This window comes from Nocardioides luti, assembly GCF_014212315.1.
Taxonomy (GTDB): Bacteria; Actinomycetota; Actinomycetes; order Propionibacteriales; family Nocardioidaceae; genus Nocardioides; species Nocardioides luti.
Genome location: NZ_JACKXE010000001.1, coordinates 387,650 through 412,520 on the forward strand (window position 1 = coordinate 387,650; position 24,871 = coordinate 412,520).

Genomic DNA, 24,871 nt, shown 5'->3' on the forward strand with positions numbered 1-24,871 from the left:
CACCCGCGAGCTCAGGACGGCTTGCGGGCCAGGACGTAGAGCCGCTCGGTGGACTCGTCGCGGGCGGCGAGGGCGCCGCGGTGGTACCACTCCAGGTCGACCAGCCCGGCCGCCTCGACGAGCCGGCGGATCTCGGCCGGGTCGTGCAGCACGAAGTCGAGGTCGATCTCGTGGTCGAACCAGTCGTCGGCGTGCCGGACCTCGGCACCGACGTGCAGCGCAAGCACCAGCAGGCCGCCCGGGGCGAGTGGCCTCGCCAGCGCGGCGAGGGCGCCGGGCAGCTCGGAGGAGGCGAGGTGGATGAGGGAGTACCACGCCAGCACCGCCGCCCAGCCCGCACTGGTCGTCGGGCGCATCAGCCGCCGCAGGTCGCCGACCTCGTAGCGACCTCCGGGGAATCGCCGCTGCGCCTCGGCGACCATCGCCGGGGAAAGGTCGATGCCGGTCGCGTCGGCACCGGCGGCGGCGAGGTACGCCGTCACGTGGCCCGGCCCGGTGCCCACCTCGACCACGGGGTCGCTGCCGGCGGCGGCCGCCACGCTGTCCAGCAGCCACCGCTCGAAGGGCAGCTCCTGGAGCTCGTCGGCCAGCCGCTCGGCGTACGTCGCCGCGACGGCGTCGTACGACGACCGGACGCGGGCGTCGCGGGCCTCGGCACCGTCGGCGAGCACGCTCTCCCGGTCGACCGCGGCCGCGGCGCCGGCCCCACCGCCCGCACCGCCCGCACCGCCGCCGGCGGGGCCGACCTCGACCGGCCCGAGCAGGTGCACCCAGCGGTTGTCCTGCTGGCCGGCCTGGCGCGGCAGCTCGCGGACCAGCGGGCCGAGGGGCGCGTCCCGGGCCGCCAGGCGAGCCAGGCAGGCCTCGACCTCGTGCCGGTCGGCGAACGGGTGCAGCCTCTCGGTCCGGGTCCTCAGCGCGCCGGGCGCCTGCGGGCCGCGCAGCAGCAGCACGGTGACCAGCGCGCGCTCGTCGTCGGCGAGGTCGAGCAGCTCGGCGAGGACCTGGTGGTACTTCAGCGTCCGCCGCCCGCGGTCGGCCCACACGACCCGGACCAGCTCGCGGGTCCGCAGGCGCTTCACGATCGCCTCGATGTCGGCCTCGGACCAGTCGACAACCGGCTCACGGCTGCTGGTCTGGTTGCAGGCGCCCCGGAGCCCCGACAGCGACAGCGGGTAGGACGCCGGGACGGTGCGCTCCTTCTCCAGCAGCGCGCCGAGCACCCGCTGCTCCTCGGCGTCCAGCACGGGGAGCACAGCAGGTGCGGAGACAGTCGGGTCGGCCATGGGCGCGACCCTAGCCAAGCCCCAGGTCCGCGAGCACCCGCTCCAGCGTGCGCAGCCCACGCTGGGCGAAGGCCGGGACCGTGTCCCAGTAGTACGGGATCCCGGTCAGCGCCGGCGCGAGGGTGCAGCCGCGGCCGCGCCGCCAGACGGCGTCGTCGTACCCGCACCGCTCGTCCACGACCTCGCGGAACCTCCCGGCCGCCTCGACGGAGAGCGTCGACCAGTACGGCGTCAGGTCCGGGCCCGGGTCGCCCACCCCGAGCGCGCCGAAGTCGATGACCGCGCTCAGGTGCCCGCCGTCGACGAGCAGGTTCCCGGCCAGCAGGTCGCCGTGGATCCAGACCGGGTCGCCGGCGTGGTCGGGCGCCTCGAGGCAGTGCTCCCAGGCCCGCAGCGCGGCCGGGCCGTCGATCCGGTCGCCGGCCTCGACGATCGCCGAGCGCACCGACTCGTCCCACCCGCGGATCGGGGCGCCCCGGCTGGAGCCGGTCTTCAGCGGGCCACCGGTGGCGTCGACGGCGTGCAGGTCGGCCACGAAGCCGGCCAGCTCCTCGGCCAGCACGAACGGGTCGACGTTGTCGGCGGTCGGCGTCTGGCCCGGGAGCCAGGGGGCGACGGACCAGCGGAAGGGGTACGCCGCGCTCGGCTCGCCCAGCGCCACGGGCACCGGCAGCGTGACCGGGACGTGATTCACCAGCCGCGGCAGCCAGGTCGCGTCGCTGTCGGCCTGGTCGGCGGCCCAGCCGATGATCGGCATCCGGGCGACCAGGTCGTCGCCGAGGCGGTAGAGCGCGTGGTCGGTCCCGAACTCCGCCACCGGCCGCAGCGGCAGGTCGGCCCACTGGGGGAACTGTGCGTCGACGAGGTCGCGGACCAGCCCGAGGGGGACGTCGATGCCGTCGGCGTGGATGCTCACCCGGGCGAGGCTAGGTGTCCGGTGTCGTGGCGTCGACCGAGTTGTCGGCACACTGGCACCGTGCCCGCCGACCCGATCCAGCGCCTGCTGGCCGCGCCGCCGGACCTGCCGGTCGTCGCGGGGCTCGGGGCCGTCGCCGCCGCTCTCGACGACCGGCGCTGCGTCGTCGTGCAGGCGCCGCCCGGCACCGGCAAGACGACGATGGTGCCGCCGTCGGTGGCGGCCTCCGTCGACGGACGCGTCGTCGTCACGCAGCCGCGCCGGATCGCGGCGCGGGCCGCCGCCCGCCGCCTCGCCTCGCTGCTCGGCGAGCCCGTCGGCGCGACGGTGGGGTACGCCGTCCGCGGGGACCGCCGCTCCGGCGCGGCGACCCGGATCGAGTTCGTCACCACCGGCGTGCTTCTCCGCCGCCTCCAGCGCGACCCCGAGCTCGCGGGCTTCGGCGCGGTCGTCCTCGACGAGGTGCACGAGCGCCAGCTGGACGCCGACCTCACCCTCGCGCTGCTGCTCGAGGTCCGCGAGAGCCTGCGCCCGGACCTGCGGCTCGTCGCGATGTCGGCGACCGTCGAGGCCGAGCGGACCGCGTCGCTCGTCGGGGGCGGCACCCCGGCGCCCGTGGTCGCGGTCCCCGGCGCGCTGCACCCCGTCGCCCACGTCTGGAGCCCGCTGCCGGCGGGCGTGCGCCGCGCCGACGAACGCGGCCTCACCCCGGCCTTCCTCGACCACGTCGCCGCGACCGTGCGCCGGGCCCTCGACGAGCAGGCGGGCGACGTGCTCGCCTTCCTGCCCGGGGTGGGCGAGGTGGCCGGGGTGGTGTCCCGGCTGGCGGGGGTCGGACCCGGCGTCGACGTGCTGCCGCTGCACGGCCGGCTACCGTCCGCCGAGCAGGACCGGGCGCTCAGCCCGGGACCCCGACGCCGGGTCGTGGTCTCGACCGCGGTGGCCGAGTCGTCGCTGACGGTGCCGGGCGTCCGGGTCGTCGTCGACGCGGGGCTCTCGCGCCAGCCGCGCACCGACCACCGGCGTGGGCTGGCCGGGCTGGTCACGGTGGGCGTCAGCCGGGCTGCGGCCGAGCAGCGGGCCGGCCGGGCCGGCCGGGAGGGTCCCGGGGCGGCGTACCGCTGCTGGTCGGAGGCGGACCACGCCCACCTCGCGGCGCACCCGGAGCCCGAGATCGCGACGGCCGACCTGACGTCGTTCGCCCTCGAGATCGCCGCCTGGGGCAGCCCCGACCCGGCCGGGCTCGCGCTCCTCGACCAGCCGCCGGCCGCGGCCCTGGACGCGGCGCGCACCACCTTGCGCGCCCTCGGCGCGGTCGAGGACGACGGCACGGTCACGCCCCGCGGCCGGGCCATCGCCGGCGTGCCGGTCGACCCCCGGCTCGCCCGGGCACTGCTCGACGGGGCCGAGGTCGTCGGGGCCCAGCGCGCCGCCGAGATCGTGGCGCTGCTCGCCGAGGACGTCCGCGCGCCCGGCGGCGACCTGGTCGCGGCGCTCCGCGGGCTGCGTCGTGGCGGCCCCGCCGCGGGGGCGTGGCGCGCGGCGGTCGACCGCCTGCGGACGTCGGTGCCACACGGCGGGACCGACACGGACCACCGGCTCACCGACGACGTCGCCGTCGGCCTGGTGGTCGCGCTCGCGCACCCCGACCGGGTGGCGCGGCTCCGGCCGGGCCGCAAGGACGGCTCGACGACGTACCTCATGACCTCCGGCACCGGGGCCACGCTCCCGCCGGGCTCGGGTCTCGTCGGCCTGCCCTGGCTGGCCATCGCGGACGCCGATCGCCGACCCGGGGTCCGCGACGCGACGATCCGCTCGGCGGCGCCGCTGAGCGAGGACCTCGCCCTCGAGGCCGCGTCCGGGCTCTGGCACGAGGCCGACGAGGTCGGCTGGGCCGACGGGCGGGTCGTCGCGCGTCGCGTCACGCGCGTCGGGGCGATCGAGCTCGCCGCGGCGCCCCTCGAGAGTCCCGACCCCGCGCTGGTCGCCGACGCCGTCCGGGACGGGCTGCGGCGCGACGGGCTCGCGATCTTCCGCTGGACCGACGCCGCGGTCGCGCTGCGCCAGCGGCTCGCCTTCCTGCACGGCGCGCTGGGCGCGCCCTGGCCGGACGTCTCCGACGACGCCCTCCTGAACGCGCTCGACACCTGGCTCGGGCCCGACCTCGCGCGGGTCCGGGGCGCCCGCGACCTCCAGCGCGTGGACGTGCTCGCGGCGTTGCGACGCCTGCTGCCGTGGCCCGAGTCCGGCCGGCTCGACGAGCTCGCCCCCGAGACCGTACGGGTGCCCAGCGGGTCGCAGGTGCGGGTGTCGTACGACGGCGAGCAGCCGGTCCTGGCGGTGCGCGTCCAGGAGGTGTTCGGATGGGCCGCGGCGCCGAAGCTCGCGGACGGCCGGGTCCCACTGCTGCTGCACCTGCTCTCCCCCGCCCGCCGGCCGGCGGCCGTGACGTCGGACCTGGCGTCGTTCTGGGTCAGCGGCTACCCGCAGGTGCGCGCCGAGCTGCGCGGGCGCTACCCCAAGCACGCCTGGCCGGACGACCCGACGACCGCGCCACCGACACGGGGCGTGCGCCGCCCGCGGGACGCGCAGGTCAGTCGACCCGGTCGCGGGTCGCGCGGCTGACCGTGCCGGCATCGGGGTCCCAGCGCCGCAGCTCGGTGAGCGTCAGCTCGACGTCACCGTGGCCGAGCACGTCGAGCGCCTGCTGGGCGTCGGCGCGCGGGAGCCGCCGCCCGAGCGTCAGGTGCGGCAGCCAGCCGGGGTGCTGCGGCGACTCGACGTGCGCGCGGATCCGCAGCACCGCCGCCATCAGCTCGTCGTCCACGTCGACCACCCGCGCCAGCGTGATCTTGCGGCCGCCCAGCACCAGCAGCCCCGACGTCCGCACGGTCAGCGGCAGCAGCGGCTCGAGCTCGTCGACGGCGAGCCGCTCCACCGCCGCGGTGATCGCGGGAGCGGCGACCAGCGTGAGGTGCGGGGTGTTGGTCATGCCGCGGTGGTCCAGCTGAGAGCGCAGCCCGGCGTCCCGGAGCGCCTGCCAGTCCGCGACGACCGCCTCGCGGCCGGCGTCGTCGGGGAGCAGCTCGAGCGAGTGGTAGAGCATCACGCCAACCAGGGGGTCGCGCGCCGGGTGTGGGCGGCCTTGCGGGCCGGGTCGAGGCCGTCGTACAGCTTCGCGACCATGCGGGAGCGCGGGTTCGCGTCGAAGACGTCGTGGTGGTCGCGGACGAACGTCCAGTAGAGCGCGTCCCAGTCGTCGCGCCACTCGCCGGGACCGAGGTCGGACATCTTCTTGAGGTAGTTGCTGCCCGAGACGTAGGGCTTCGTCGTGATCGCGTCCGCGGCGGCGAACTGGCTCATCGCGTAGACGTTCGGCACCATCACCCAGTCGTAGGCGTCGACGAACATCTCCATGAACCACTCGTACGCCGCGTCCGGGTCCGTCCGCAGCAGGCACATCGCGTTGCCGAGCACCATCAGCCGCTCGATGTGGTGGGCGTAGCCGGTGTCGAGCACCCGGCGCAGGACCACGTCGACCGGCTCGAGCCCGGTCTCGGCGGTCCACCAGCCCTCGGCCAGCGGCCGGCCGTGCTCGAGCCGGTTGCTGGTGCGCATCGCGCGGCCGCGCTGGACGTAGGTCGCGCGCATGTACTCCCGCCACCCGATCACCTGCCGGACGAAGCCCTCCAGGGACGCGAGCGGCACGTCGCCGGCGCCGTCGGACGCACGGGCCAGCGCCCGGTCGAGCACGTCGCGCGGGGACAGCAGCCCGATGTTGAGGCCGGGGGTCAGCAGCGAGTGGAAGAGCACGCCGTGCGCGCCGGAGATCGCGTCCTCGTAGGGGCCGAACTCGGCGAACCGGTCGGTGAGGAAGGCGTCGTACGCCGCCTGCGCCTCGGCGTGCGAGGTCGGCCAGGCGAAGGAGTCGGCGTTGCCGGGGGCGTCGGGGAACTCGTCGGCGACCCAGGCGATCGCGTCGTCGACGTAGGCGTGCCGGGACTCCGGGGCGGGGACGGCCGGGACAGGGTGGTTGCGCGGCAGCTTCTTGCGGTTGTCCTCGTCGAAGGACCACTGGCCACCGACGGGACTCCCGTCGGCCTCGACCAGGACGCCGAGTCGGCGGCGCTGCCAGGTGTAGAAGGTCTGCATCCGGCTGCGCCCGGAGCCGAGCTGGGCGGCGACGTCGGCGCGGCTGGTGAGGAAGTTCGGGCTCTCGAGCACCTCGTCTGCGGTGAGCTCGTGGCCGGCGTCCGCCAGCGCGGCGGTGAGGTCGCGGCTCAGCCAGTCGTCGACGACGTCGTGGACGGTGAGCGTGAACGGCGCCAGCTCGGCGAGCAGCGCGGCGAGGGCCGCCCGCGAGGTGGTGCGCGCCGAGGTCTCGACGACGTGCACCTCGAAGCCGGCCTCGCGGAGCCGGTCGGCGAAGCGGCGCATCGAGACCCGGTGCAGGACCAGCTTCTGGGCGTGGAAGCGGTACTGCCGGAACAGCAGGTCGTGCTCGACCAGCACGAAGCGCGTGCCGTCCGCGGCGTCGAGGTGCTCCTCGAAGAGCTGGTGCGGCAGCACCAGGTGGACGGGTCGTTCCTGCATGGGCCGAGAGTAGACATACTCGCGGCATGAGCCTCCTGGACAGCTGGACCCGTGGCGAGCACAGCACCGACGGCATGACGCACCCGACGTACCGCAAGGGCAGCGGGCCGGGCGTCGTCGTCATCCACGAGATCCCCGGGCTGACCGACAAGGTGATCGGCTTCGGCGAGGAGGTCGTGGCCGCGGGGTTCACCGTGGTGATGCCGCACCTGTTCGGCGACGCGGCCGGCTCGATGTCGGCCGGTGCCGTCGCGAAGGTGCTGCCGAAGCTGTGCGTGAGCCGCGAGTTCACGGTGCTGGCCACCGGTGAGACCTCGCCGATCGCCGCCTGGACGCGCAGCCTCGCGCGCGACCTGCACGCCGAGCTCGGTGGACCGGGCGTCGGCGCGCTGGGCATGTGCTTCACCGGCGGCTTCGCGCTGGCGATGATGGTCGACAGCTCCGTCGTCGCGCCGGTGCTGTGCCAGCCGTCGCTGCCGTTCGCCGTGGGCCGGGCCCGCGGCGCCGACCTGAACCTCTCGCCCGCCGACCTGGCGACGGTCAAGGAGCGGGCGGCCGGCGGGTGCGAGGTGCTGGGGCTGCGCTACCGCAAGGACGGCGCGGTCGGGACCCGCTTCGACACGCTGAGCCGCGAGCTCGGCGGCGCGTTCCTGCGCGTCGACCTCGAGGGCAAGGGGCACTCCACCGTCACCGAGCACCGCTCCCCCGAGGCCGTCGCCCGGGTGCTCGGGTTCTTCGAGGAGAAGCTGCGCGGCTGAGCGCTGCTGACCGTCGCTCAGCCCGCCGGGCTCCAGCCCAGGGCCGGCCCGAGGTGCGTCGCGATGTCGGTGAGGATCTGCACGTAGTCGTCGTGGGTGAACGAGAACGGCAGGGCGAACGCGACCTCGTCGACCTCGCGGAAGCCGGCGTGGGCGTACAACCGCTCGGCGATCTGCTCGGACGTCCCGACCAGGTCCGGGGCGAACATCATCCGCGCGGGCCCCTGCGGGGTCGCCGTGCGGGCGAGCCGGGAGGCGGCGTACGCCTCGTACGTCGCGACCTGCTCCCGCGACGCGCTGTCGGTCGGGATCACGACCAGGCCCTGCGACACCCGCGCCGCGGGTCCGTCCGGGTGGTGCTCGCGGAAGCGCCGGATGTGGGACTGCTGGATCTCGGCGAAGTCCTCGGACTCCTCGGCCTTCACGACGCTGCTGGTGAGGAAGTTCATGCCGTGCTCGCCGGCCCACTGCGCGGAGCGCAGGCTGGCGCCGCCGTACCAGAGCCGGCTCGCCAGGCCCGCGCTGTGCGGCTGGACGCGGTCGGAGAACTCCTCGATGCCCTCGGTGCCCCGGAACGGACTGACGGCCTCGCCGCGCACCATCCGCAGCAGCCGCTCGACCCGCTCGTAGGTGAAGTCCTCGGCGTCGGCGGTGTCGGGGTAGAGCGCCTCGCGGACGTCGTCCCACCGCATCGGCGGCCCGACGCTGAGCCCCGGGTTGAGGCGGCCGCCCGAGAGCAGGTCCACGGTCGCGAGGTCCTCCGCGAGCCGGAGCGGGTTCTCCCAGCCGAGCGGGATGACCGCGGTGCCCAGCTCGATGCGGCGGGTGCGCTGGGTGGCCGCGGCGAGGATCGCGACGGGCGAGGAGATGCCGTACTGCAGGTGCCGGTGCCGCACCCACGCGCTGTCGAAGCCGAGCTGCTCGCCGAGCTCGATCACCCGCAGGGTCGACTCGTGCCCCGGTGCCGGGTCGGCGCCGTCGAAGAGGCCGATGGTCAGGAAGCCCAGCTTGCGCAGGGGAAGGGACGGCTCGGGCACGCTTCCGAGCCTAGCCAGCGGGTCCTCCCAGCGGACCGCTGAGTGTCCCGGAACCGGATCGTCCGGGACCGCGCCTAGCGTCGCGTCATGGACATGTTGACGGGAGCACAGATCACCGAGGCCGACCTGGCCGACTGGCGCCAGCTGGGGCAGGGCCTGCACACGAGGTACCGCATCGGAGACTTCGCCGCCGGTGCCCGGTTCGTCGCGGCGCTGGCCGAGGCCGGCGACGCGGGCGGCCACCACCCGCGCGTGACGCTGGGCGAGGGGTACGCCGACCTGAAGCTGATCAGCGACGACGCGGTGTACCGCGACGGCGAGGGGGTCGAGCACCTCGTCTCCTGGGTGACCCAGCGCGACGTCGACCTGGCGCGGCGGATCACCGAGATCGCCGCGGCCCAGGGCGTCGACGCCGATCCGGCCTCGCTCACCACCATCGAGCTGGCGCTGGACACGGCGTCCTCGTCGCGGGTCGCGCCCTTCTGGGCGGCGCTGCTGACGGGCGGCACCGCGGCCATGGGCCGCGGCTCGACGGGCGACGACGTCCGGGACGCGACCGGTCAGACGCCGATCCTGTGGTTCCAGGACACCGAGGAGCACGACCCGCCGCGGCAGCGCTTCCACCTGGACGTCTGGGTCGCGCCCGAGGTGGCCGGGCAGCGGATCGCCGCCGCGGTCGCCGCGGGCGGGGTCGTCGTGGACGACAGCCAGGCGCCGTCGTACGTCGTGGTCGCCGACCTGGACGGCAACAGGGCCTGCGTCTGCACCTCCCAGCGGCCGGCCTCGGAGGGCTGACCGGGCCGTCGGGCCGGGGCTAGGCTGCCGGCCATGTGGTCGCTGTGGTCGGAGAACTCGGTGCTCTCGATCCTCTCGCAGGACTCGGTCCTGTCGATCGGGAGCGCGGCGTCCTTCGCGTCGTTCGCCTCGGTGGGGTCCTTCGCCTCCGCGGGCTCCATCGGCTCGTCGATGTCGCTCGCGTCGGTGTTCTCCCACCAGTCGAACGGGTCCGCGCTCTCGCACCAGAGCGGCGGCTCGGTCCTCTCGAGCCAGTCCCAGCACGCCCTGCTCGGCCACCGCACCGGCGGGTCCGTGCCGCCGCGGCTGGTGGGTGCCGGCGTGCTGCTCACCCTCGCCGCGATCGGCGCCCACCGCGCGCTGCGCTGAGGTCGGGGACGGTGCCGTCGCCGTTGCGGATTGGTCACCAACCGCACGTCTGGGGGCACATTTCCTGCGGTTTGTGACCAATCGTGGCGGTCATCGGAGCCCACAGGCCCGCCCGTATCCCCGGGTTCAGACCCCCACGGTCAGCTCGTGCAGCAGCACCGTCGGGTCGCACCCCTCGCCGTTGGGCTCGGTCTCGTCGAGCTCGAAGGAGTCCTCCTGCCGCGCGAGCTGCCGGTGGTGGGCTGCCCAGGCAGTCACTCGCAGGTCGTAGGTCGCGCCCGCGCGGAACGGCTCGTCACCGAACGCGCCGGCGACGACGTGCAGGTCGCCGCCGTCGCGGGACACGCCCGCGTCGAGCACACGCTTGCCGCCCACCCTCGACACAAGCGTGGCGGTCGAGCACCGGTCCTCGACGCACAGGCGGGCGCGCAGGGTCACGACCTCGCTGGGCACCGACGGATCGAGCCTGATCAGGAGGTGCGAGGCCTCGGGCATCAGGTCCGAGCACGTCGTGGTCGAGCACCCCGACAGCCCGAGCAGCACCGCCGACGCCGCCAGGGCAGCGACCCCGCAGCGCACCACCGGCCGACCATCCATGCCCGGAGTCTGTCCAGCGGGGTGGCGCGTCATCGAGGGTCGTGGGCGATCGTTACCCCTTCGAGACGCCCGGCGCGCCAGCCCAAACCTGTTGACCGCGCGGGCGTACGTCGGACAGCCTGCGCGCGTGACCCGTACCCCCGCCCTCCTCCTGCTCGGGGCCATGGGCACCGGCAAGAGCGACACGTCGTACCACGTCTTCTCGCGGCTCTACCGCTCCGGCATCCCGACCGCCCGTCTCGATCTCGACGACATCGGGATGTGCCACCCGGCGCCGCCGGACGACCCCGACAACTTCGTCGTCAAGGCGGAGGCGATGGGGGCCGCCTGGCGGGTCTTCGCCTCCCACGGCGCGCGCTGCCTGGTCGTCTCCGGGGCCATCGACACCCCCGAGCTCGTCGACCTCCACACGAGCCAGCTCCCCGACGCCGACTGGACCGTGGTCCGCCTGCGGATCGGCACCGAGGAGCGCCGGCGTCGGGTGCTGTCGCGCGGGATCCTGCTCGGCTACACCGAGGCCGAGATGGAGCCGACGATCGCTGCCGGCGACGCCGACGAGCGCGTCGTCGAGAGCCGCGACCTCACGCCGCTCGTGATCGACACCGACGGCCTGGACCGCACCCAGGTCGCCGACCTGGTGCTCGCGCGGACCGGCTGGCCGAAGCCGGGCGAGGCGGCCGCGGTCACCGCCTGACGGCGCCGCCCCCGTTCAGCCGGCGAGCGACAGGTCGATCTCGTCCTGACCGTCCTGCTTCACGATGAGCCGCTTCGGGATACCACCGAATCCCTGAACCAGGAACAGGTCGCGGTTGGCGTCCGCGGTGCAGACGTCACCCGTCTCCGAGACCGTCACCGTCACGGTGCTCCCGCTCTGCTCGGCACGCCCGCGCGGAGGGCAGCTCCCGCTGTACAGCGGGGTCGACACGAAGACGATGACCTGCGAATCCGCCAGGTAGCGCGCGTTCGGGACGTCGTCACGCTGCATCGACAGGGGCGCCAGCTCGATGCCGTTCACGACAGTGACGCTCGGTCCGGACCCGGGGTCGTCGCCCCCGCACGCCGACAGCGTCAGGGCCGCCAGCACCCCCACCAGCCCGATCGCACGCCGTGTCCTCATCGCGGCCCCTTCCCGTGCCAGAAGTGTGCCGCGTCGGGTGGACGCCTCGCAGGGACTTGCCGCGACTCCCCCGGCGGGCACGCCGCTGTCCGCGCCGCCTGACAGGCTGACCCCATGTCCCGGATCTCGCTCTCGCGACTGCCGGGCGACCGGGTCCGGGTCGTCGAGGGCGAGGCGGAGCGGACCAGCGCGCTGGCCGACCTCCCGGCGTACGTCGCGGGGCGCGAGCGCGCCGACAGCGACTCCGGCACGCCGCGCTGGGTGTGGGACGACACCGCCCGGTGGTACCCCCCTCTCCTCGCCGCCGGGGTCCGCGTCGGGCGCTGCCACGACCTGCGGCTCGGGCGCCAGATCCTGCGGCGCGCGCCGGCGGTCGACGGAGGGCTGCTCGCGGGCGAGGAGTCCGAGCACTGGGACCGGCTCCGGCCCAGCGCGCCGTCCGACCCGGTGCTCTTCTCGGTCGACGACACCGCCGAGCACCTGCGCGCGGACGTCGAGGACGCCCGCCAGCTGGCCGCGGTCGAGGCGTCCGCGGAGGCGACCCAGCTGCGCCTGCTGCTGGCGGCGGAGTCGGCGGGGGCGCTCGTCGCCGCCGAGATGACGGACGCCGGGGTGCCGTGGCGCAGCGACGTGCACGAGCGGCTGCTCACCGACCTGCTCGGGCCACGCCCGCCCCGCGGCGCCCGTCCCCAGCGGCTCGAGGCGCTGGCGGCGGAGATCCGGCAGGCCCTCGACTCCCCCGGGCTCAACCCCGACTCCCGCCCCGACCTGCTGGCCGCGCTGCGCCGGCAGGGGCTCGAGGTCGCCGACACCCGGGCCTCCTCGCTGCGGGCGCTCGACCACCCGGGGATCGCCCCGCTGCTGCGCTACAAGCAGCTGGCGCACCTCTTCTCGACCAACGGCTGGGTGTGGATCGACCAGTGGGTCCGCGACGGCCGCTTCCGCCCGTCGTACCAACCCGCCGGTTCGACCACCGGCCGCTGGTCCTCGAACGGCGGCGGCGCGCTGTCCTTCCCCGTCCAGGTCCGGCCGGCGGCCGTGGCCGACGAGGGCTGGACCTTCGTCGTCGCGGACGTCGCCCAGCTCGAGCCGCGGGTGCTCGCCGGGATGAGTGGCGACCAGGCGCTGGCGCGGTCGGCCCGCGGCACGGACCTCTACCAGGGCATGGTCGACGACGGCGCCGTCGCGAGCCGCCAGGACGCCAAGCTGGGGCTGCTCGGCGCGATGTACGGCGCCACCAGCGGCGAGAGCGGCCGGATGGTCGCCGGCCTGACCCGGCGCTACCCGGCGGCGTTCGGCCTGGTCGAGGAGGCGGCCAGGGCCGGCGAGCGCGGCCAGGTCGTGCGCACGCTGCTCGGGCGCGGCTCCCCCAGCCTCGGCGAGGCCTGGGACCGCGACCCCGACGACCCGACGCCGGACGTCGAGAGCCTGGCGCGCTACCGACGCGCGTACGGCCGCTTCACCCGCAACTTCGTCGTCCAGGGCACCGGCGCCGAGTGGGCGCTGTGCTGGATCGCCGACCTGCGCAACCGGCTCTGGGCGCTCGGGGGCGGGCCAGAGGACGGGCCGCTCGACGCCCGCCCGCACCTCGTCTTCTTCCTGCACGACGAGGTCGTGGTGCACACCCCGGTCGCTCTCGCGGACGAGGTCGCCGCGGCCACGACCGCCGCGGCGGCGACCGCCGGCGGCCTGCTCTTCCGCGACCTGAGCATCGACTTCCCGCTCAACGTCTCGGTCGTGACGTCGTACGCCGACGCCGGCAAGCCCGGCGCCGCCGTCGAGCCATGAAACTCGCACGACACCGACCCCCTCCGACCGGGAGAATCCTCCGCGATGCTCACCGCCCTGCTCCGTCACGCCAGCCCGCCGTCGCCGCTCGCGGGGCGGCTCGCCGCGCAGTCGCTGCTCTTCGCGCTGGGCGAGGGCACCTTCATGACCGGCTCGGCGGTGTTCTTCACCCAGATCGTCGGGCTGTCGGCCGCCCAGGTCGGGCTCGGCCTGACCTTCGCCGGCGCCGCGTCGTTCGTGGCGGCACTGCCGATGGGCAAGCTCGTCGACCGGTTCGGGCCCAAGAAGATGTGGGCGCTCAGCGCCACCGGCCAGGCGGCGATGTTCGCGCTGTGGCCGTTCATCACGGACTTCCGTGGCTACGTCCTGATGGCGGTCGGGATGGAGGTCATCGGCTCGCTCGGCAACGCGGCCCACGGTGCGTACACGATCGACGTGCTGCCACCGGACCAGCGGGTCCGCTCCCGGGCGTACATGTACTCCGCGCTCAACGCCGGCTTCACGATCGGCTCGATGCTGGGCGGCATCGCGCTGGCCTTCGACTCGAACGACGTCCTGCACGCCATCCCGTGGTTCACCGCGCTCGTCTTCCTCGTCAACGCGCTCGCGATCGTCCGGCTGCCGCGGGCCTCGCACGACGACCGCACCCCGGAGAGCCGCAAGGTCAAGATCCCCGGGCCCGGCCCGCTGCGGAACCCGGGCTGGCTGCTCACCGAGTTCTTCGGCGGCGTCTTCTGGACCAACCAGGTGCTGCTGAACATCGTCATCCCGCTGTGGCTGGTGCAGGAGACCGACGCCCCGAGGGTGCTGCTGGCCTTCCTGTTCGGCACCAACACCGTGATGTGCATCTTCCTGCCGATGGCCGCCGCACGCGGCGTCCACGACGTGCCGACCGCGCTGCGGGCGGTCCGGGTCTCGGCCTGCTTCTTCGTGCTGTCCTGCCTGATCACCCTCGCCACGCACGACACGGTCGGCTGGGTCACGATCGCCCTGGTGTGGCTGGGCCACGTCACGGTGACGGGCGCGGAGCTGTACCTCTCCGCCGCCAGCTGGTCCTTCGAGGCGGAGCTGATGGACCCCCGCCAGCGGGGTGCCTACCAGGGCGCCTCCGAGCTCAGCGGCACCCTCGGTCGCGTCTGGGCCCCGGCGCTCTACACGTTCCTCGCGATGGAGTGGGGCGCGGCGGGCTGGCTGCTCATCGCCGCGATCATCGTGGTCGCGACGATCGGCATCCACCCGTCCACGCGCATGGCACGCCGGTTCCTCGAGCGGCACGTCCCGGCCCAGGTGCTCGCGGACGCGCGCGCCTCCACCGACGAGCCGGACGAGGCGCTCGCCGTCGGGCCGCCGTCGCTCATCGACCCGGTGGATCCTGCGCTGACGCCCCGGCCCTGACGCGGCCCTGCCGAGACCTCAGACGAGACCTCAGACGTGACCGCTCAGCTGCGCCAGCCGGACCGCGAGCGCGTCCACCATCGCGGCGGCCCGCTTCGCGGACACCGCCGAGGAGCGATCGCCGCCCTCGGCGGAGACGGGCAGCACGTCGACGGAGAGCTTGGCGCCCCCGGCCAGGGCCCGCAGCTCGTCGAGCTTGGCCGCGAACGGCGAGCCGCTGCCGGGTGAGTAGTAGTCGAGGACCTCGTCCAGCTCGTCGGCGTACAGATCCGTCTTGGTGACCGCGATGACCAGCCACACCGGCCGGTCGCGGCGCACGGCCATCGACGCGATCCGGTGCGAGGTGATCGCCCAGTCCTCGAGCTCGGCGGCGAGCAGCTGCTCGCGGGTCGCGGTCGCGGTGCCGGTGGTGCCGGCGGTCCGCCGGGGGGTGGCGTAGCCGTTGGCGACCACGTGGATCACGCCGTCGACCGGCTCGTCGTGGAAGACCTCGTCGAGGGCGCCGAGCCGGGTGGCCGCGTTGTCGCCGGGAACGACGAGGAAACGGAAGCCGTGCAGGCGCCGGCCCCGGCGCGTGCGTCGCTCCATGGTGGCCGAGCCGACCTCGGCCACGCCCTCCCCGGAGGTACGCCGGGAGAGCCGGTCGGCCAGCCGCGTCTTGCCGACGCCCGTCATCCCCGTCACGGCGACCGTGGGGAAGCGTCGGCGGAAGATCCCGCCGACCCGCTCGGGCGCCGAGGCCAGACCGGTGAGCACGGTCCCCGCGATCGTCGCGCCCAGGGCGGTGCGCCCCGACGGCGGCAGGATCGTGCGGATGCGGTCGGTGGTGCGGGACACGGGGCCTCCTCGGCCGGTCACGGATCGGGTGGACCTGGAGGTCCGAGCCTACGGTCCGCAGCCGGACGCCCCGGGCCGCACCCGAGGCTCAGGTCCTGCGCGGCGCCAGGATGCAGAACTCGTTGCCCTCGGGGTCGGCCAGCACCTCCCACGGGACGTCGCCCTGCCCGACGTCGACCCGGGTGGCGCCGGCCGCCAGGAACTTCGCGACCTCGGCCTCCTGGTCGTCGGGCCGGAAGTCCAGGTGGAGGCGGTTCTTGCCCTGCTTGGCCCTGTCCACCTTCTCGAACATGATCCCGGGCAGGCGGTCCTCGGACTCCCGGATCTCGAACTCGTAGACCGAGTCGTCGAGGACCACCCAGCCCAGCACGTCGGCCCACCAGTGCCCCAGCGCCTGGGTGTCCTCCGCCGCGATGATGATCTGCTCCCACTCGAGACTCATGCGGGTGATCCTAGGAAGCGCCGCCGACATCCGCGAGGCGATTGATCCGCGGGTCGACCGGGTGCGGGCTCAGTCGTACCAGGAGCGGGCGGGCAGCTCGGCGTCGCGCTCGTCGCGGCCACCTGGGCGGCGATCCGAGCGCGACCGCAGGATCGACTCCGTCGTCACGACGATCGCGGCGAGCACCGACAGCGCCATGACCAGCGACCAGCCGGCCTGGGCGCCGTGGACGATCCCGATCTCGTCGCCGTGGGTGTCGTACGACGCTCCCCACGTCCGCGGGTCGAGCACCACGACGAGCACGACCAGCACCCCGGCGTACACCCCGCACCTCGCCGGACCGGACATGCGCGGCTCCCCTCGTCGACGACGCGCCCCGCCCAGCGTAGGGCGGTGGACGGGTCGGGAGCGGGAAAGCGGCACCGAACCGTGACCGCCCCGCGGGACGTCATCGGGTCCGAGGGCTATCGCGCTCGGATCCGATGACGTCCGGCACGGCACGGGCCCGACCAGTCCAGCGGCACCGGAACGGCGCAAACCCCGTGCTTCCGGCCCGCAGGGGCTACGGTGAGGGAGTTGGCCGGGGATGCTGCAGACATCATCGTGCTGATGCACTCGAGAAGGTGCTCCCGCACTGGTTCACACCGGGCGGGGGCATCCAGCTCGACCATCCGTCTGGCCGAGAATCCAGCCTCATGGCTCCAGGATCGGCCGACGATGCACGACCCCGCAGGACACGACCCCGCAGGACCCGCTCCGACCGACCCGATCCGGGTCGCCGTCCTCGACGAGTCCGAGCTCCTCGTCTCGGGCCTCCGCAGCATGCTGGCCGCCCGTACCGACCGCGTCGTGGTGGTCCCGCTAGGGCACCGCGAGGCGATCCCGGACGACGTCGACGTCGTGCTGTACGACGTGGTGCGGCGCACTTCGAACGGCCCCTCGCTCCGGGCGCTGGCCCAGACGTCCGCCGCGCGCGTCGTCGTCTTCAGCTGGCACGCCGACTGCCCCGGGGTGGCGCACGCGCTCCGGGCGGGCGCCGCGGGCTTCCTCGCCAAGACCGCCACGGCCGCGGAGGTGCTCGACGCGCTCGAGGACGTGCACGCGGGGCGGCCCATCCGTCACGTCGCCCGTGGTCCGCGCTGCCCGCTCCACCACGGGGCGGTCGGGACACCGTCGGGGCTGAGCGCCCGGGAGGCCGAGGTGCTGGACCTGATCGCCCGCGGCCGGAGCAACCAGGAGATCGCCGATGCCTGCTTCCTGAGCGTCAACTCGGTCAAGACCTACGTGCGCACGGCGTACCGCAAGATCGGCGTCGAGCGCCGCACCCACGCGGTCGCCTGGGCGCTCGCACACGGGCTCGGGGCGGGCGGCCCCGCCGGCGGCCGCGCCCCGACGTCACAGCACTGAGCGTCAGTCGAGGCAGAACTCGTTGCCCTCGACGTCCTGCATGACCAGGCAGGACTCGTTGAAGCCGTCCGCCTCCAGCAGCCGGACGCGCACCCCGCCGAGCGCGACGAGCCGCTCGCCCTCGGCGACCAGCGTGGCGCGCCGCTCCTCGCCCACCAGCCCGGTGGCGGCGCGGACGTCGAGGTGGACGCGGTTCTTGACGACCTTGCCCTCAGGCACCCGCTGGAAGAACAGCCGCGGCCCGGCGCCGGTGGGGTCCACGCAGGCGTACGCCGACCCCTGTTGGTCGGGCGGCAGCGAGGCGTCGAAGTCGCGCCACGAGTCGAAGCCCGGGGGCGGCGGCGGCACGACGTACCCCAGCACCTCGCACCAGAACAGCGCCACCCGCTCCGGGTCGGCGCAGTCGAACGTCACCTGGACCTGCTTGACCGACGTCATGGGGGCAGCCTAGGCACGCGCGACTCCGTGGCGCGAGACTGAGCCGGCCCCCTGTCGGATCGGCGGTGCCGCGCTCGTAGCAGGGGCGAGGGGCGGTACGACGCTGCCCGGACGAGGAGAACCCGATGAAGCTGCTGCTCACCTCCGGTGGGGTCACGAACCCGACCATCCACCAGGCGCTGGTGGACCTGCTCCCCCGAGCGTTGGCCGACTGCACCGCGCTCGCCATCCCCAGCGCGCAGTGGGGCCACCCGCACTGCACGCCGACCTCGGCGCGGAACTTCGCGGTCGACGGGACCCCGCCGACCATGACCGGGCTCGGCTGGCGCTCGGTCGGCCTGCTGGAGCTGACCGCGCTGCCCACCATCGACCCGGAGCGCTGGATCCCGTGGGTGCGCGAGGCCGACGTGCTGCTCGTGGACGGCGGCGACGCGACGTACCTCGCCCACTGGCTCCGCGCGTCCGGGCTCGCGGACCTGCTGCCGGAGCTGACCGGGACGGTGTGGGTCGGGGTGAGCGCCGGGAGCATGGTGATGACGCCGCGGATCGGCGAGGACTTCACGAGCTGGCGGCCGCCGGCCGGGAGCGGGGCGAGCAGCGACACCCTCGGTCTCGTCGACTTCTCGATCTTCCCGCACCTCGACCACCCGATGATGCCGGAGAACACGATGGCCGTGGCCGAGCGCTGGCGCGAGGAGGTCGACGGGCCGGCGTACGTCCTCGACGACCAGTCGGCCGTCCGCGTGGTCGACGGCACCGTGGACGTCGTCTCCGAGGGGCAGTGGCGCCACCTGCCCTGACGGGGGTCGACCGACACCGACCCGGGTGTAGGAACGACCCGGCGCCGTTCGTAGTAAGGGTGAGAGCGGGCGACCGGCCCGCAGGAGCTGAGGAGACAGCGATGACGCGGTACCTGATGGCGGTCTACGGACCGGCCGAGCGCAACGAGTTCGGGACCTACGCCTCGCAGGAGGAGATGGACGAGGCCATGGCGGCCACCGGCGCCTTCAACGAGAGCCTGCGCGAGCGCGGCCACTGGGTGTTCGCCGACGGGCTGGGTCCGGTCAGCAACGCCACGGTCGTCGACGGTCAGGGGTCCGCGCCGGTCGTCACGGACGGCCCGTACCTCGAGTCGAAGGAGTACCTCGGCGGCTTCTGGATCATCGAGGCCCCCGACCTCGACGTGGCGCTGGCGCTCGCCGCCGAGGGCTCCCGGGCCTGCCGCGGCAAGGTCGAGGTGCGCCCGTTCGAGGCTCCGTGAGCGCCGCGTGACCGAGGCCGCCGACGCGATCACCCGGGTCCACCGCGAGGAGTGGGCCCGGGTCGTCGCCACCCTGGCCCGCCGCCTCGGGGACCTCGACGTCGCCGAGGAGATGGCGGCGGAGGCGTTCGCGATCGCGGTCGAGCGCTGGCCGCGTGACGGCGTACCCCCCAACCCCGGCGCGTGGCTCACCACCACCGCCAACCGCCGCGCGATCGACCGGCTGCGTCGCGAGTCGCGGCGCGACGACAAGGAGCAGGAGGCCCGGATGCTGTACGACGACGTGCCGGCCGAGCCGCTCGGCGTCATCGACGACGACCGGCTGCGGCTGGTCTTCACGTGCTGCCACCCGGCGCTCGCGCCGGAGGCCCGGGTCGCGCTGACGCTGCGGATGGTCGGCGGGCTGACCGTGCCCGAGATCGCCCGCGCGTTCCTGGTCCCGGAGGCCACGCTCGGGCAGCGGATCACCCGGGCGAAGGCCAAGATCAAGGCGGCCCGGATCCCCTACCGTGTGCCCGCCGCCGAGGACCTGCCCGCGCGGGTGAGTGGCGTCCTCGCGGTGCTCTACCTCGTCTTCAACGAGGGCTACCTCGCCTCCGACCCCGACCAGGACCCGGTCCGCAGCGACCTGACCGGCGAGGCGATCCGGCTCACCCGGCTCGTCCACGCCCTCCTGCCGTACGACGGCGAGGTCGCCGGCCTGCTCGCGCTGATGCTCCTCACCGAGGCGCGTCGGCCGGCGCGGCTGTCGGCGGACGGCGAGCTGGTCGTCCTGGCCGAGCAGGACCGCGGCGCCTGGGACCCGGCGCTGGTGGCCGAGGGGCAGGCGCTGGTGCGCGAGCGGCTGGCCGCCGTCGCGGCCGGGCAGGGGCGGCCCGGCCGCTACCAGATCCTCGCGGCGATCAACGCCGTCCACACCTCCGCGCGCGACATCCGAGACACCGACTGGGGGCAGGTCGTGGCGCTCTACGACCAGCTGGTCCGCGTCGACCCCAGCCCGATCGTCGCGCTGAACCGCGCCGTCGCGGTCGCGGAGCTCGACGGGCCCGAGGTGGCCCTGGCCCTGGTCGACCGGCTCGACCTGGCCGGCTACCACGCCTTCCACGTCACGCGGGCCGACCTGCTGCGCCGGCTCGGCCGCTCCGCGGACGCGCGTGCGGCGTACGACTCCGCCCTCGCCCTGGCCGGCAACTCCGCCGAGGTCGCCCACCTCACCCGCCGGCGCGACCAGCTGGCGCCCGCCGCCGGCACAGACCACCAGCCACCCGCGACGTAACGGCCCGCGCGACCCCTCGTTGAAGCGGTCGTGAACGCGCGTCGTCTCCTGCTGCCGGTGGTCGCCCTCGCTCTCGTGGTGCTCGGCACCTCGACCGCGCAAGGCAGTCCGTCCGAGTCCTACGTCGGCCCGCACACCGGCAACGGCCGGCTGCCGGCCGGGTGCATCGTCGACCGGGACCCGATCAACCCGGACAACCACTGCTACCACATGAAGGTCGGGCTGAACGCGCTCGATTCGCCGAAGGTCGACGTCGACGTGCTCATCCCGGTCTCGCCGGCCGCCGAGCGCGACATGCGCGTCGCCACGCAGGCGGTGCAGATGTGGGACGACGGGCTGCACTACCTCGCGAACCAGATGGGGCTGCCCTGGCTGGTCAAGGGCTTCGCCATGGACGTCCGCACGCACGAGATCCCCGTGGGCGACGACGGCCAGCCGACCGACCCGATCCACCTCGTCGACCCCGAGATCGTGGTGGTCGTGTCGAACCCGGCCGGCGGCATCGGGATCGGCATCGACCCGACGGCCTTCGGCGAGGCGCTGGGGCTGTACGACGACCAGGGCGTGCCCTGCACGCAGGTCCCGAACCCCTTCAGCATGTCCGCGTGGCAGGCCCGCGACGGCTTCGAGCAGCACGACGGCGAGCCCGGCGGCACCTATGTCGAGGACTGCGGCGGGGTGGGCGGCAACGTCTGCTTCGCGGTCAACGGCGCGGTGGACCCGGCGACCGGCGCGAGCGACTTCTTCCCGCTCTTCGACCTGGTGAGCCACGAGTTCGGCCACTGCCTCACCCTCGGCCACGTGGGCGACGGCGCCGACGGCCCGTGGGGCCCGACGCCGACCAACGACATCATGGCGTACAGCACCGATCCGCCGCTGATCAACAAGTGCGTCTCCACGCTCGACGTCGAGGGCTTCGCGCTGCGGATGAGCAACTACCTCGACGTGAACGGCGACGGGCACGTCGACGACCACGACCACCTCGTCCCCAACGACAAGCGCGGCGACGGGACGAGCTCGTTCCAGGTCCAGCACCCCGACGATCACCACTACGCCTCGCCGACCGGCGACCCCGCGGACTGTCCGCAGGCCGACCAGTCGCTGGTCCCCGGTGCCGAGGGCGACTTCATGCCCAAGCCCGTCGCCACCACCCGGCCCCGGCTCCGCGTCGGCGACGTCACCGCCGTCGACGGCCACCTGCACGTCGCGGGCGTGGCGAGGCGCGTGCCGCTGGGCAAGCAGCCGACGGCGTACGCCGGCTCGCGGACGGACGCCGGAGGCGACTCCTACTCCCCCGTGACCGATCTCGAGGGCGTCCGCGTCAAGGTCACCCGGACCGCCGTCGACGCGGTCATCGACGCCGCCCAGGTCTGGCCGGTCGTCGACGGGACCTCACCGGTCGCCTACAGCCTCACGATCAACGGGCGGCGGCTCGACTCCTTCGTGCCGACCGGCGGCACCGACGACCAGCCCGTCGTCATGGACAACGGCACCGGCTACTACCTGCCGCCGGGCACCGCCTCGTGGGACACCACCAAGAACACGGTGACCTTCCACGTGCGGCGCGACTACCTCGCCGACCAGAGCATCCGGGCGCCGTACAACGTCTACGCCGTCACCGGCTACCACGCCCGCTCCAACGACTGGATCGCCAACGACGACCTCGCGCCCGACAAGCTCGACCTCGACCTGGCCGCACCGAAGCTGGGACCCGAGACCCGCGACGCCCCGGTGGCGGACCGCGTCACGAGCAGCACGGCGAAGGTCGGCAGCGGCTCGTTCGTGCCCAGCGACTCGACCTTCGGGGTCGGGCTGGTCAGCGCCACCGACAGCCGCGACCGGGTCCCGCTCCCGATCCGCCGGCAGTCCTCGGCCCTCGTCACCCTGACCTGGACCGGAGACGCCACGCTCGGCCTGACCGTCGGCGGCGGCTCGTCGCAGCAGGTCGTCAAGGACGACACCGGCGTGCTGCAGGTCCTGGTGCCGTGGGCCCGCCGCGACCTCACCGTCACGGTCGACCCGCAGGAGGTCCTCGACCCGACCGACTACACGCTGACCGTCAAGCGCACGACCGTGGTCGCGGACCGCGACGGCGACCACGTCCCGGACGTGGCCGACAGCTGCCCGGGCTCACGCGGCCCGAGCGCCGGTGGCGGCTGCCCCGACCGCGACCACGACACGGTCTTCGACTCCGACGACGCCTGCCCCGGCGTCCCCGGCGCCGGCACCGACGGCTGCCCGACCGCCGGCGGCGAGCGCGTGGTCGTGCTCCTCGACGGCAAGCGCGTCGACGCCGCCAGCGTCCTCACCGCCCACGGCCCGTCCCGCTTCCGCCTCGACGCGCCTGTCTCGCGCGGCCGTCACACGCTCGTGGTGCGGTGGTACGACGGCGCGAAGCTGCTCGCCAGCGCTCGGCGCACCGTGAACTGAGGGTCCCGCCCGCGGCCGTCACCCGTGGCGTCGAGAAACGACGTGGCCGGCGCGACTCACTCTGTAGGTGGCCGCCGCGTAGCCCGGTGACGTCAGGGTGAGTCGCACACTCATCCGGCTCCCGAGGTCTGCCGTGGTCAAGCGGTGGGACTGACGTCGGGCGCCTGACCGATCGAGAGGGCGCCCGTCGGCCAGCCACTGGAAGGAGGCGGCCGCGGCCGGATCCGATCGTCGCCCCACGAGACGGAGGACGCTGCCGACCTGGAGCCTGCCGCGGATGAGACCGCGGTCGAGGACGGTCAGGGCCCCGAGCGCCACGGGGCCTGTGGACGACGTGGTCACGGACCCGTCTGCGTGACCCGGCGCCGACGCCCGGACGCGGACCGACAGCCGCGAGCCGAGATCGCGCGGTTGCAAGGTGAGGAAGCTCGACGTCGCCCCGGGGACGGGGACGCCGTCGCGGTACCACTGGTAGGCGAGTGCCTGGGCCGCCGGCGACCACGTGCCCGGGTCGACGTTCAGCGTCCTCCCGACGCGGGGCGATCCCAGGACGGCCGGAGGGACCACGTCGACCACCGACGGGTCACCCAGGTCCGATGCCCGCACCGGCTCGGCCGTCGAGGCGACCACGATCGCCGTCCGCCAACCGGGTCGGCTGCCGGTCACCTGCAGGCTGAGCCGCTGACCCACCTCCTCCGGGGTGGGGGTGAAGCTCGGCCCATCTGCTCCTGCGATGGGTGACCCGCCCGCCTGCCACTGGAAGTGGAGGTCGACCGGTTGTGGCTGCCACCCCGCCACGACCGCCTCCACGGGCACGCCGACCACAGGTGGGGCGAGGGGAAGCGTGACCGTTCCCTCGGTCACGGCCGACTGTCCCCGCATCGTGAACAGCTCACCCGGTCCGACCAGGAACCGCCCACCACTGGCGGCGCCGCCCACCTCGATCGAGAACACCTGGCTGGACCCCGTGTCGTTGTGGCCCACGATGCCGATCTCGCCGTCAGGATTCCGGAAGGCTGCGTACGACACTCCAGGGCTCGGCGAGCTGTCGATGACGACCGCCCCCGGGTCAGCGGCACGGCTGAGATGGGCCAGGGTGAAGAACTCCGGTCCCCGGCTGACGGCGGCCGTCTGACTGTCGACGTCGACCACTCCGCGGCAGGTGGCACACCCACCCGTGTGGGGACCGTGCTGCTCGTCGAGAGCGAGGTTCCACATCATCAGGCCGGTCGACCCGGCGTCGATCGCTCCCGCGACGAGGTTGTCCATGTCCCATCGGAACGTGCCGGCGAAGCCGTCATCGGTGCCGGTGCACTCGGTGACGACCGAGGGCACGGAGGTCCCCGCCATCTGCGAGGGGCTGCCGCCGTAGCAGTGGAACGCGGCGGCTGCGAACATGCCCGGCGCTCCCGCCTGGACGACGTCGTAGTGACCTCGGTGACTCCAGTTGTGGTCGACCGACCACAGCTGGACGCCCCGCTGCTCCAGCCCGGCGCCCACCGTCTTCGCCAGGCTGATCATCTGCGCGTCCGACATCGTCATCGTCGGGTAGCTGGCACTGCTGTGGAACGGTTCGTTCCCGAGTGTCATGGCCAGCACCGGCATCCCGCGCGTCCTGAGCCAGTCGGCCTGGGCCAGCAGCAGTCGGCCGTAGGCGCCGAGGCTCGCGCTCGTGAGGGCGCCACCGTTGAGGGCGCCCGAGTCCTTCATCGAGGCCGGGGCCGTCCACGGCACGGCCACGAGCTGCAGGTCCGGCCTCAAGGACATGAGTCGTTGGCTCACCACCTCCGTGCTCGTCACCGCCTCCGAGGGAACATCGAGGGTCCCGCTGGAGTCGGACCATCCGAAGGCCCAGGGCGCGGTGGAGAAGTCGGTGGCACTGAGCGGCAGGCGGACCAGGTTCAGGTGTGCTCCATCCGCCCGGCCGGGGTCGAACAGGACCGCGGTCGCCTCGTGGTTGCTCGCGAGGATCCCCGCCGACGCATCCGTGAGCGCGGCACCGGCGCCGATCCAGGTCTGGTGGGTGAGTTCGGGCGAGACGGCGAGCACGCGCGTCGCCGCCTGCTCCACCGGAGCGGACGACGCCAACCGGAGGCCGGGGTCGGAGGGCGACGACCGCCATCCCCGCC

Annotated in this window: 24 protein-coding genes; 12 read left to right on the top strand and 12 right to left on the bottom strand. The window is 74.2% G+C overall.

Features of this window, described 5'->3' with window-relative positions:
* Nucleotides 1–11: 11 nt before the first annotated feature.
* On the bottom strand, nt 12–1,286 hold the full coding sequence (locus H5V45_RS01775) for a DUF480 domain-containing protein (protein WP_221633861.1): 1,275 nt from the start codon (nt 1,284–1,286) through the stop codon (nt 12–14).
* Between the two features lie 10 nt (nt 1,287–1,296).
* Nucleotides 1,297–2,202 carry a phosphotransferase gene (locus H5V45_RS01780; RefSeq protein ID WP_185251353.1) on the bottom strand — a complete coding sequence of 302 codons (906 nt, stop codon included), beginning with the start codon at nt 2,200–2,202 and terminating at the stop codon, nt 1,297–1,299.
* A gap of 60 nt (nt 2,203–2,262) precedes the next feature.
* Here H5V45_RS01780 and hrpB point away from each other — a divergent pair, with 60 nt between their 5' ends.
* Nucleotides 2,263–4,827: an ATP-dependent helicase HrpB gene (hrpB, locus tag H5V45_RS01785; RefSeq protein ID WP_185251354.1), complete on the top strand. Its 2,565-nt coding sequence runs from the start codon at nt 2,263–2,265 to the stop codon at nt 4,825–4,827.
* Here the strand turns inward: hrpB and H5V45_RS01790 are convergent.
* On the bottom strand, nt 4,796–5,311 hold the full coding sequence (locus tag H5V45_RS01790) for a 2'-5' RNA ligase family protein (RefSeq protein ID WP_185251355.1): 516 nt from the start codon (nt 5,309–5,311) through the stop codon (nt 4,796–4,798). The two genes, hrpB and H5V45_RS01790, sit on opposite strands and share 32 nt — an antisense overlap.
* Nucleotides 5,308–6,795, bottom strand: a complete 1,488-nt coding sequence (locus tag H5V45_RS01795; protein ID WP_185251356.1) for a cryptochrome/photolyase family protein — start codon at nt 6,793–6,795, stop codon at nt 5,308–5,310. Before H5V45_RS01795 ends, H5V45_RS01790 begins: the two co-directional genes overlap by 4 nt.
* A gap of 26 nt (nt 6,796–6,821) precedes the next feature.
* Between H5V45_RS01795 and H5V45_RS01800 the strand changes: the two genes are divergently transcribed.
* Nucleotides 6,822–7,553 (top strand): dienelactone hydrolase family protein, encoded by a 732-nt coding sequence (locus H5V45_RS01800; RefSeq protein WP_185251357.1) that lies wholly within the window; start codon nt 6,822–6,824, stop codon nt 7,551–7,553.
* A gap of 17 nt (nt 7,554–7,570) precedes the next feature.
* Here the strand turns inward: H5V45_RS01800 and H5V45_RS01805 are convergent, their stop codons facing one another.
* Nucleotides 7,571–8,590 carry an LLM class flavin-dependent oxidoreductase gene (locus tag H5V45_RS01805; protein WP_185251358.1) on the bottom strand — a complete coding sequence of 340 codons (1,020 nt, stop codon included), beginning with the start codon at nt 8,588–8,590 and terminating at the stop codon, nt 7,571–7,573.
* Between the two features lie 87 nt (nt 8,591–8,677).
* Here H5V45_RS01805 and H5V45_RS01810 point away from each other — a divergent pair, with 87 nt between their 5' ends.
* Nucleotides 8,678–9,385 (top strand): VOC family protein, encoded by a 708-nt coding sequence (locus tag H5V45_RS01810; RefSeq protein ID WP_185251359.1) that lies wholly within the window; start codon nt 8,678–8,680, stop codon nt 9,383–9,385.
* A 33-nt stretch (nt 9,386–9,418) separates the two neighbouring features.
* Nucleotides 9,419–9,754 carry a hypothetical protein gene (locus tag H5V45_RS01815; protein ID WP_185251360.1) on the top strand — a complete coding sequence of 112 codons (336 nt, stop codon included), beginning with the start codon at nt 9,419–9,421 and terminating at the stop codon, nt 9,752–9,754.
* A gap of 126 nt (nt 9,755–9,880) precedes the next feature.
* On the opposite strand, the gene H5V45_RS01820 is transcribed toward H5V45_RS01815, so the two are convergent.
* A complete protein-coding gene (locus tag H5V45_RS01820) occupies nt 9,881–10,351 on the bottom strand; it encodes a hypothetical protein (protein WP_185251361.1) in 471 nt (156 codons plus the stop codon).
* Nucleotides 10,352–10,478: 127 nt separating this feature from the next.
* Between H5V45_RS01820 and H5V45_RS01825 the strand changes: the two genes are divergently transcribed.
* The gene (locus H5V45_RS01825; protein ID WP_185251362.1) at nt 10,479–11,045 is read left to right on the top strand and encodes a hypothetical protein; all 567 of its coding nucleotides are present in this window, start codon (nt 10,479–10,481) and stop codon (nt 11,043–11,045) included.
* A gap of 15 nt (nt 11,046–11,060) precedes the next feature.
* Here H5V45_RS01825 and H5V45_RS01830 read toward each other — a convergent pair whose 3' ends face one another.
* Nucleotides 11,061–11,366: a hypothetical protein gene (locus H5V45_RS01830; RefSeq protein WP_185251363.1), complete on the bottom strand. Its 306-nt coding sequence runs from the start codon at nt 11,364–11,366 to the stop codon at nt 11,061–11,063.
* A gap of 216 nt (nt 11,367–11,582) precedes the next feature.
* On the opposite strand from H5V45_RS01830, the gene H5V45_RS01835 reads away from it, so the two are divergent.
* The gene (locus H5V45_RS01835) at nt 11,583–13,256 is read left to right on the top strand and encodes a bifunctional 3'-5' exonuclease/DNA polymerase (RefSeq protein ID WP_185251364.1); all 1,674 of its coding nucleotides are present in this window, start codon (nt 11,583–11,585) and stop codon (nt 13,254–13,256) included.
* Nucleotides 13,257–13,301: 45 nt separating this feature from the next.
* Nucleotides 13,302–14,651, top strand: a complete 1,350-nt coding sequence (locus H5V45_RS01840) for an MFS transporter (protein WP_185251365.1) — start codon at nt 13,302–13,304, stop codon at nt 14,649–14,651.
* A gap of 30 nt (nt 14,652–14,681) precedes the next feature.
* Here the strand turns inward: H5V45_RS01840 and H5V45_RS01845 are convergent, their stop codons facing one another.
* From H5V45_RS01845 to H5V45_RS01855, 3 genes are all read right to left on the bottom strand, one after another.
* Nucleotides 14,682–15,488 carry a hypothetical protein gene (locus H5V45_RS01845; protein ID WP_221633863.1) on the bottom strand — a complete coding sequence of 269 codons (807 nt, stop codon included), beginning with the start codon at nt 15,486–15,488 and terminating at the stop codon, nt 14,682–14,684.
* 88 nt (nt 15,489–15,576) lie between these two features.
* Nucleotides 15,577–15,930: a VOC family protein gene (locus H5V45_RS01850; protein WP_185251366.1), complete on the bottom strand. Its 354-nt coding sequence runs from the start codon at nt 15,928–15,930 to the stop codon at nt 15,577–15,579.
* Between the two features lie 69 nt (nt 15,931–15,999).
* Nucleotides 16,000–16,278, bottom strand: coding sequence for a hypothetical protein (locus H5V45_RS01855; RefSeq protein WP_185251367.1), 279 nt, complete (start codon nt 16,276–16,278; stop codon nt 16,000–16,002).
* Nucleotides 16,279–16,647: 369 nt separating this feature from the next.
* Between H5V45_RS01855 and H5V45_RS01860 the strand changes: the two genes are divergently transcribed.
* On the top strand, nt 16,648–17,337 hold the full coding sequence (locus H5V45_RS01860; protein WP_185251368.1) for a response regulator transcription factor: 690 nt from the start codon (nt 16,648–16,650) through the stop codon (nt 17,335–17,337).
* A 3-nt stretch (nt 17,338–17,340) separates the two neighbouring features.
* Here the strand turns inward: H5V45_RS01860 and H5V45_RS01865 are convergent, their stop codons facing one another.
* Entirely contained in the window at nt 17,341–17,775 is a 435-nt protein-coding gene (locus H5V45_RS01865) for a VOC family protein (RefSeq protein WP_185251369.1), read from the bottom strand.
* A 125-nt stretch (nt 17,776–17,900) separates the two neighbouring features.
* On the opposite strand from H5V45_RS01865, the gene H5V45_RS01870 reads away from it, so the two are divergent.
* The 4 genes from H5V45_RS01870 (at nt 17,901) to H5V45_RS01885 (ending at nt 22,742) form a co-directional block, all read left to right on the top strand.
* A complete protein-coding gene (locus H5V45_RS01870) occupies nt 17,901–18,575 on the top strand; it encodes a Type 1 glutamine amidotransferase-like domain-containing protein (RefSeq protein WP_185251370.1) in 675 nt (224 codons plus the stop codon).
* A 101-nt stretch (nt 18,576–18,676) separates the two neighbouring features.
* The gene (locus tag H5V45_RS01875) at nt 18,677–19,036 is read left to right on the top strand and encodes a YciI family protein (protein WP_185251371.1); all 360 of its coding nucleotides are present in this window, start codon (nt 18,677–18,679) and stop codon (nt 19,034–19,036) included.
* A 7-nt stretch (nt 19,037–19,043) separates the two neighbouring features.
* On the top strand, nt 19,044–20,312 hold the full coding sequence (locus H5V45_RS01880) for a sigma-70 family RNA polymerase sigma factor (RefSeq protein ID WP_185251372.1): 1,269 nt from the start codon (nt 19,044–19,046) through the stop codon (nt 20,310–20,312).
* Nucleotides 20,313–20,342: 30 nt separating this feature from the next.
* Complete coding sequence (locus H5V45_RS01885) at nt 20,343–22,742, top strand: zinc metalloprotease (protein ID WP_185251373.1); 2,400 nt, start codon at nt 20,343–20,345, stop codon at nt 22,740–22,742.
* 18 nt (nt 22,743–22,760) lie between these two features.
* On the opposite strand, the gene H5V45_RS01890 is transcribed toward H5V45_RS01885, so the two are convergent.
* A complete protein-coding gene (locus tag H5V45_RS01890; RefSeq protein ID WP_185251374.1) occupies nt 22,761–24,791 on the bottom strand; it encodes a glycoside hydrolase family 30 beta sandwich domain-containing protein in 2,031 nt (676 codons plus the stop codon).
* Nucleotides 24,792–24,871: the final 80 nt, after the last annotated feature.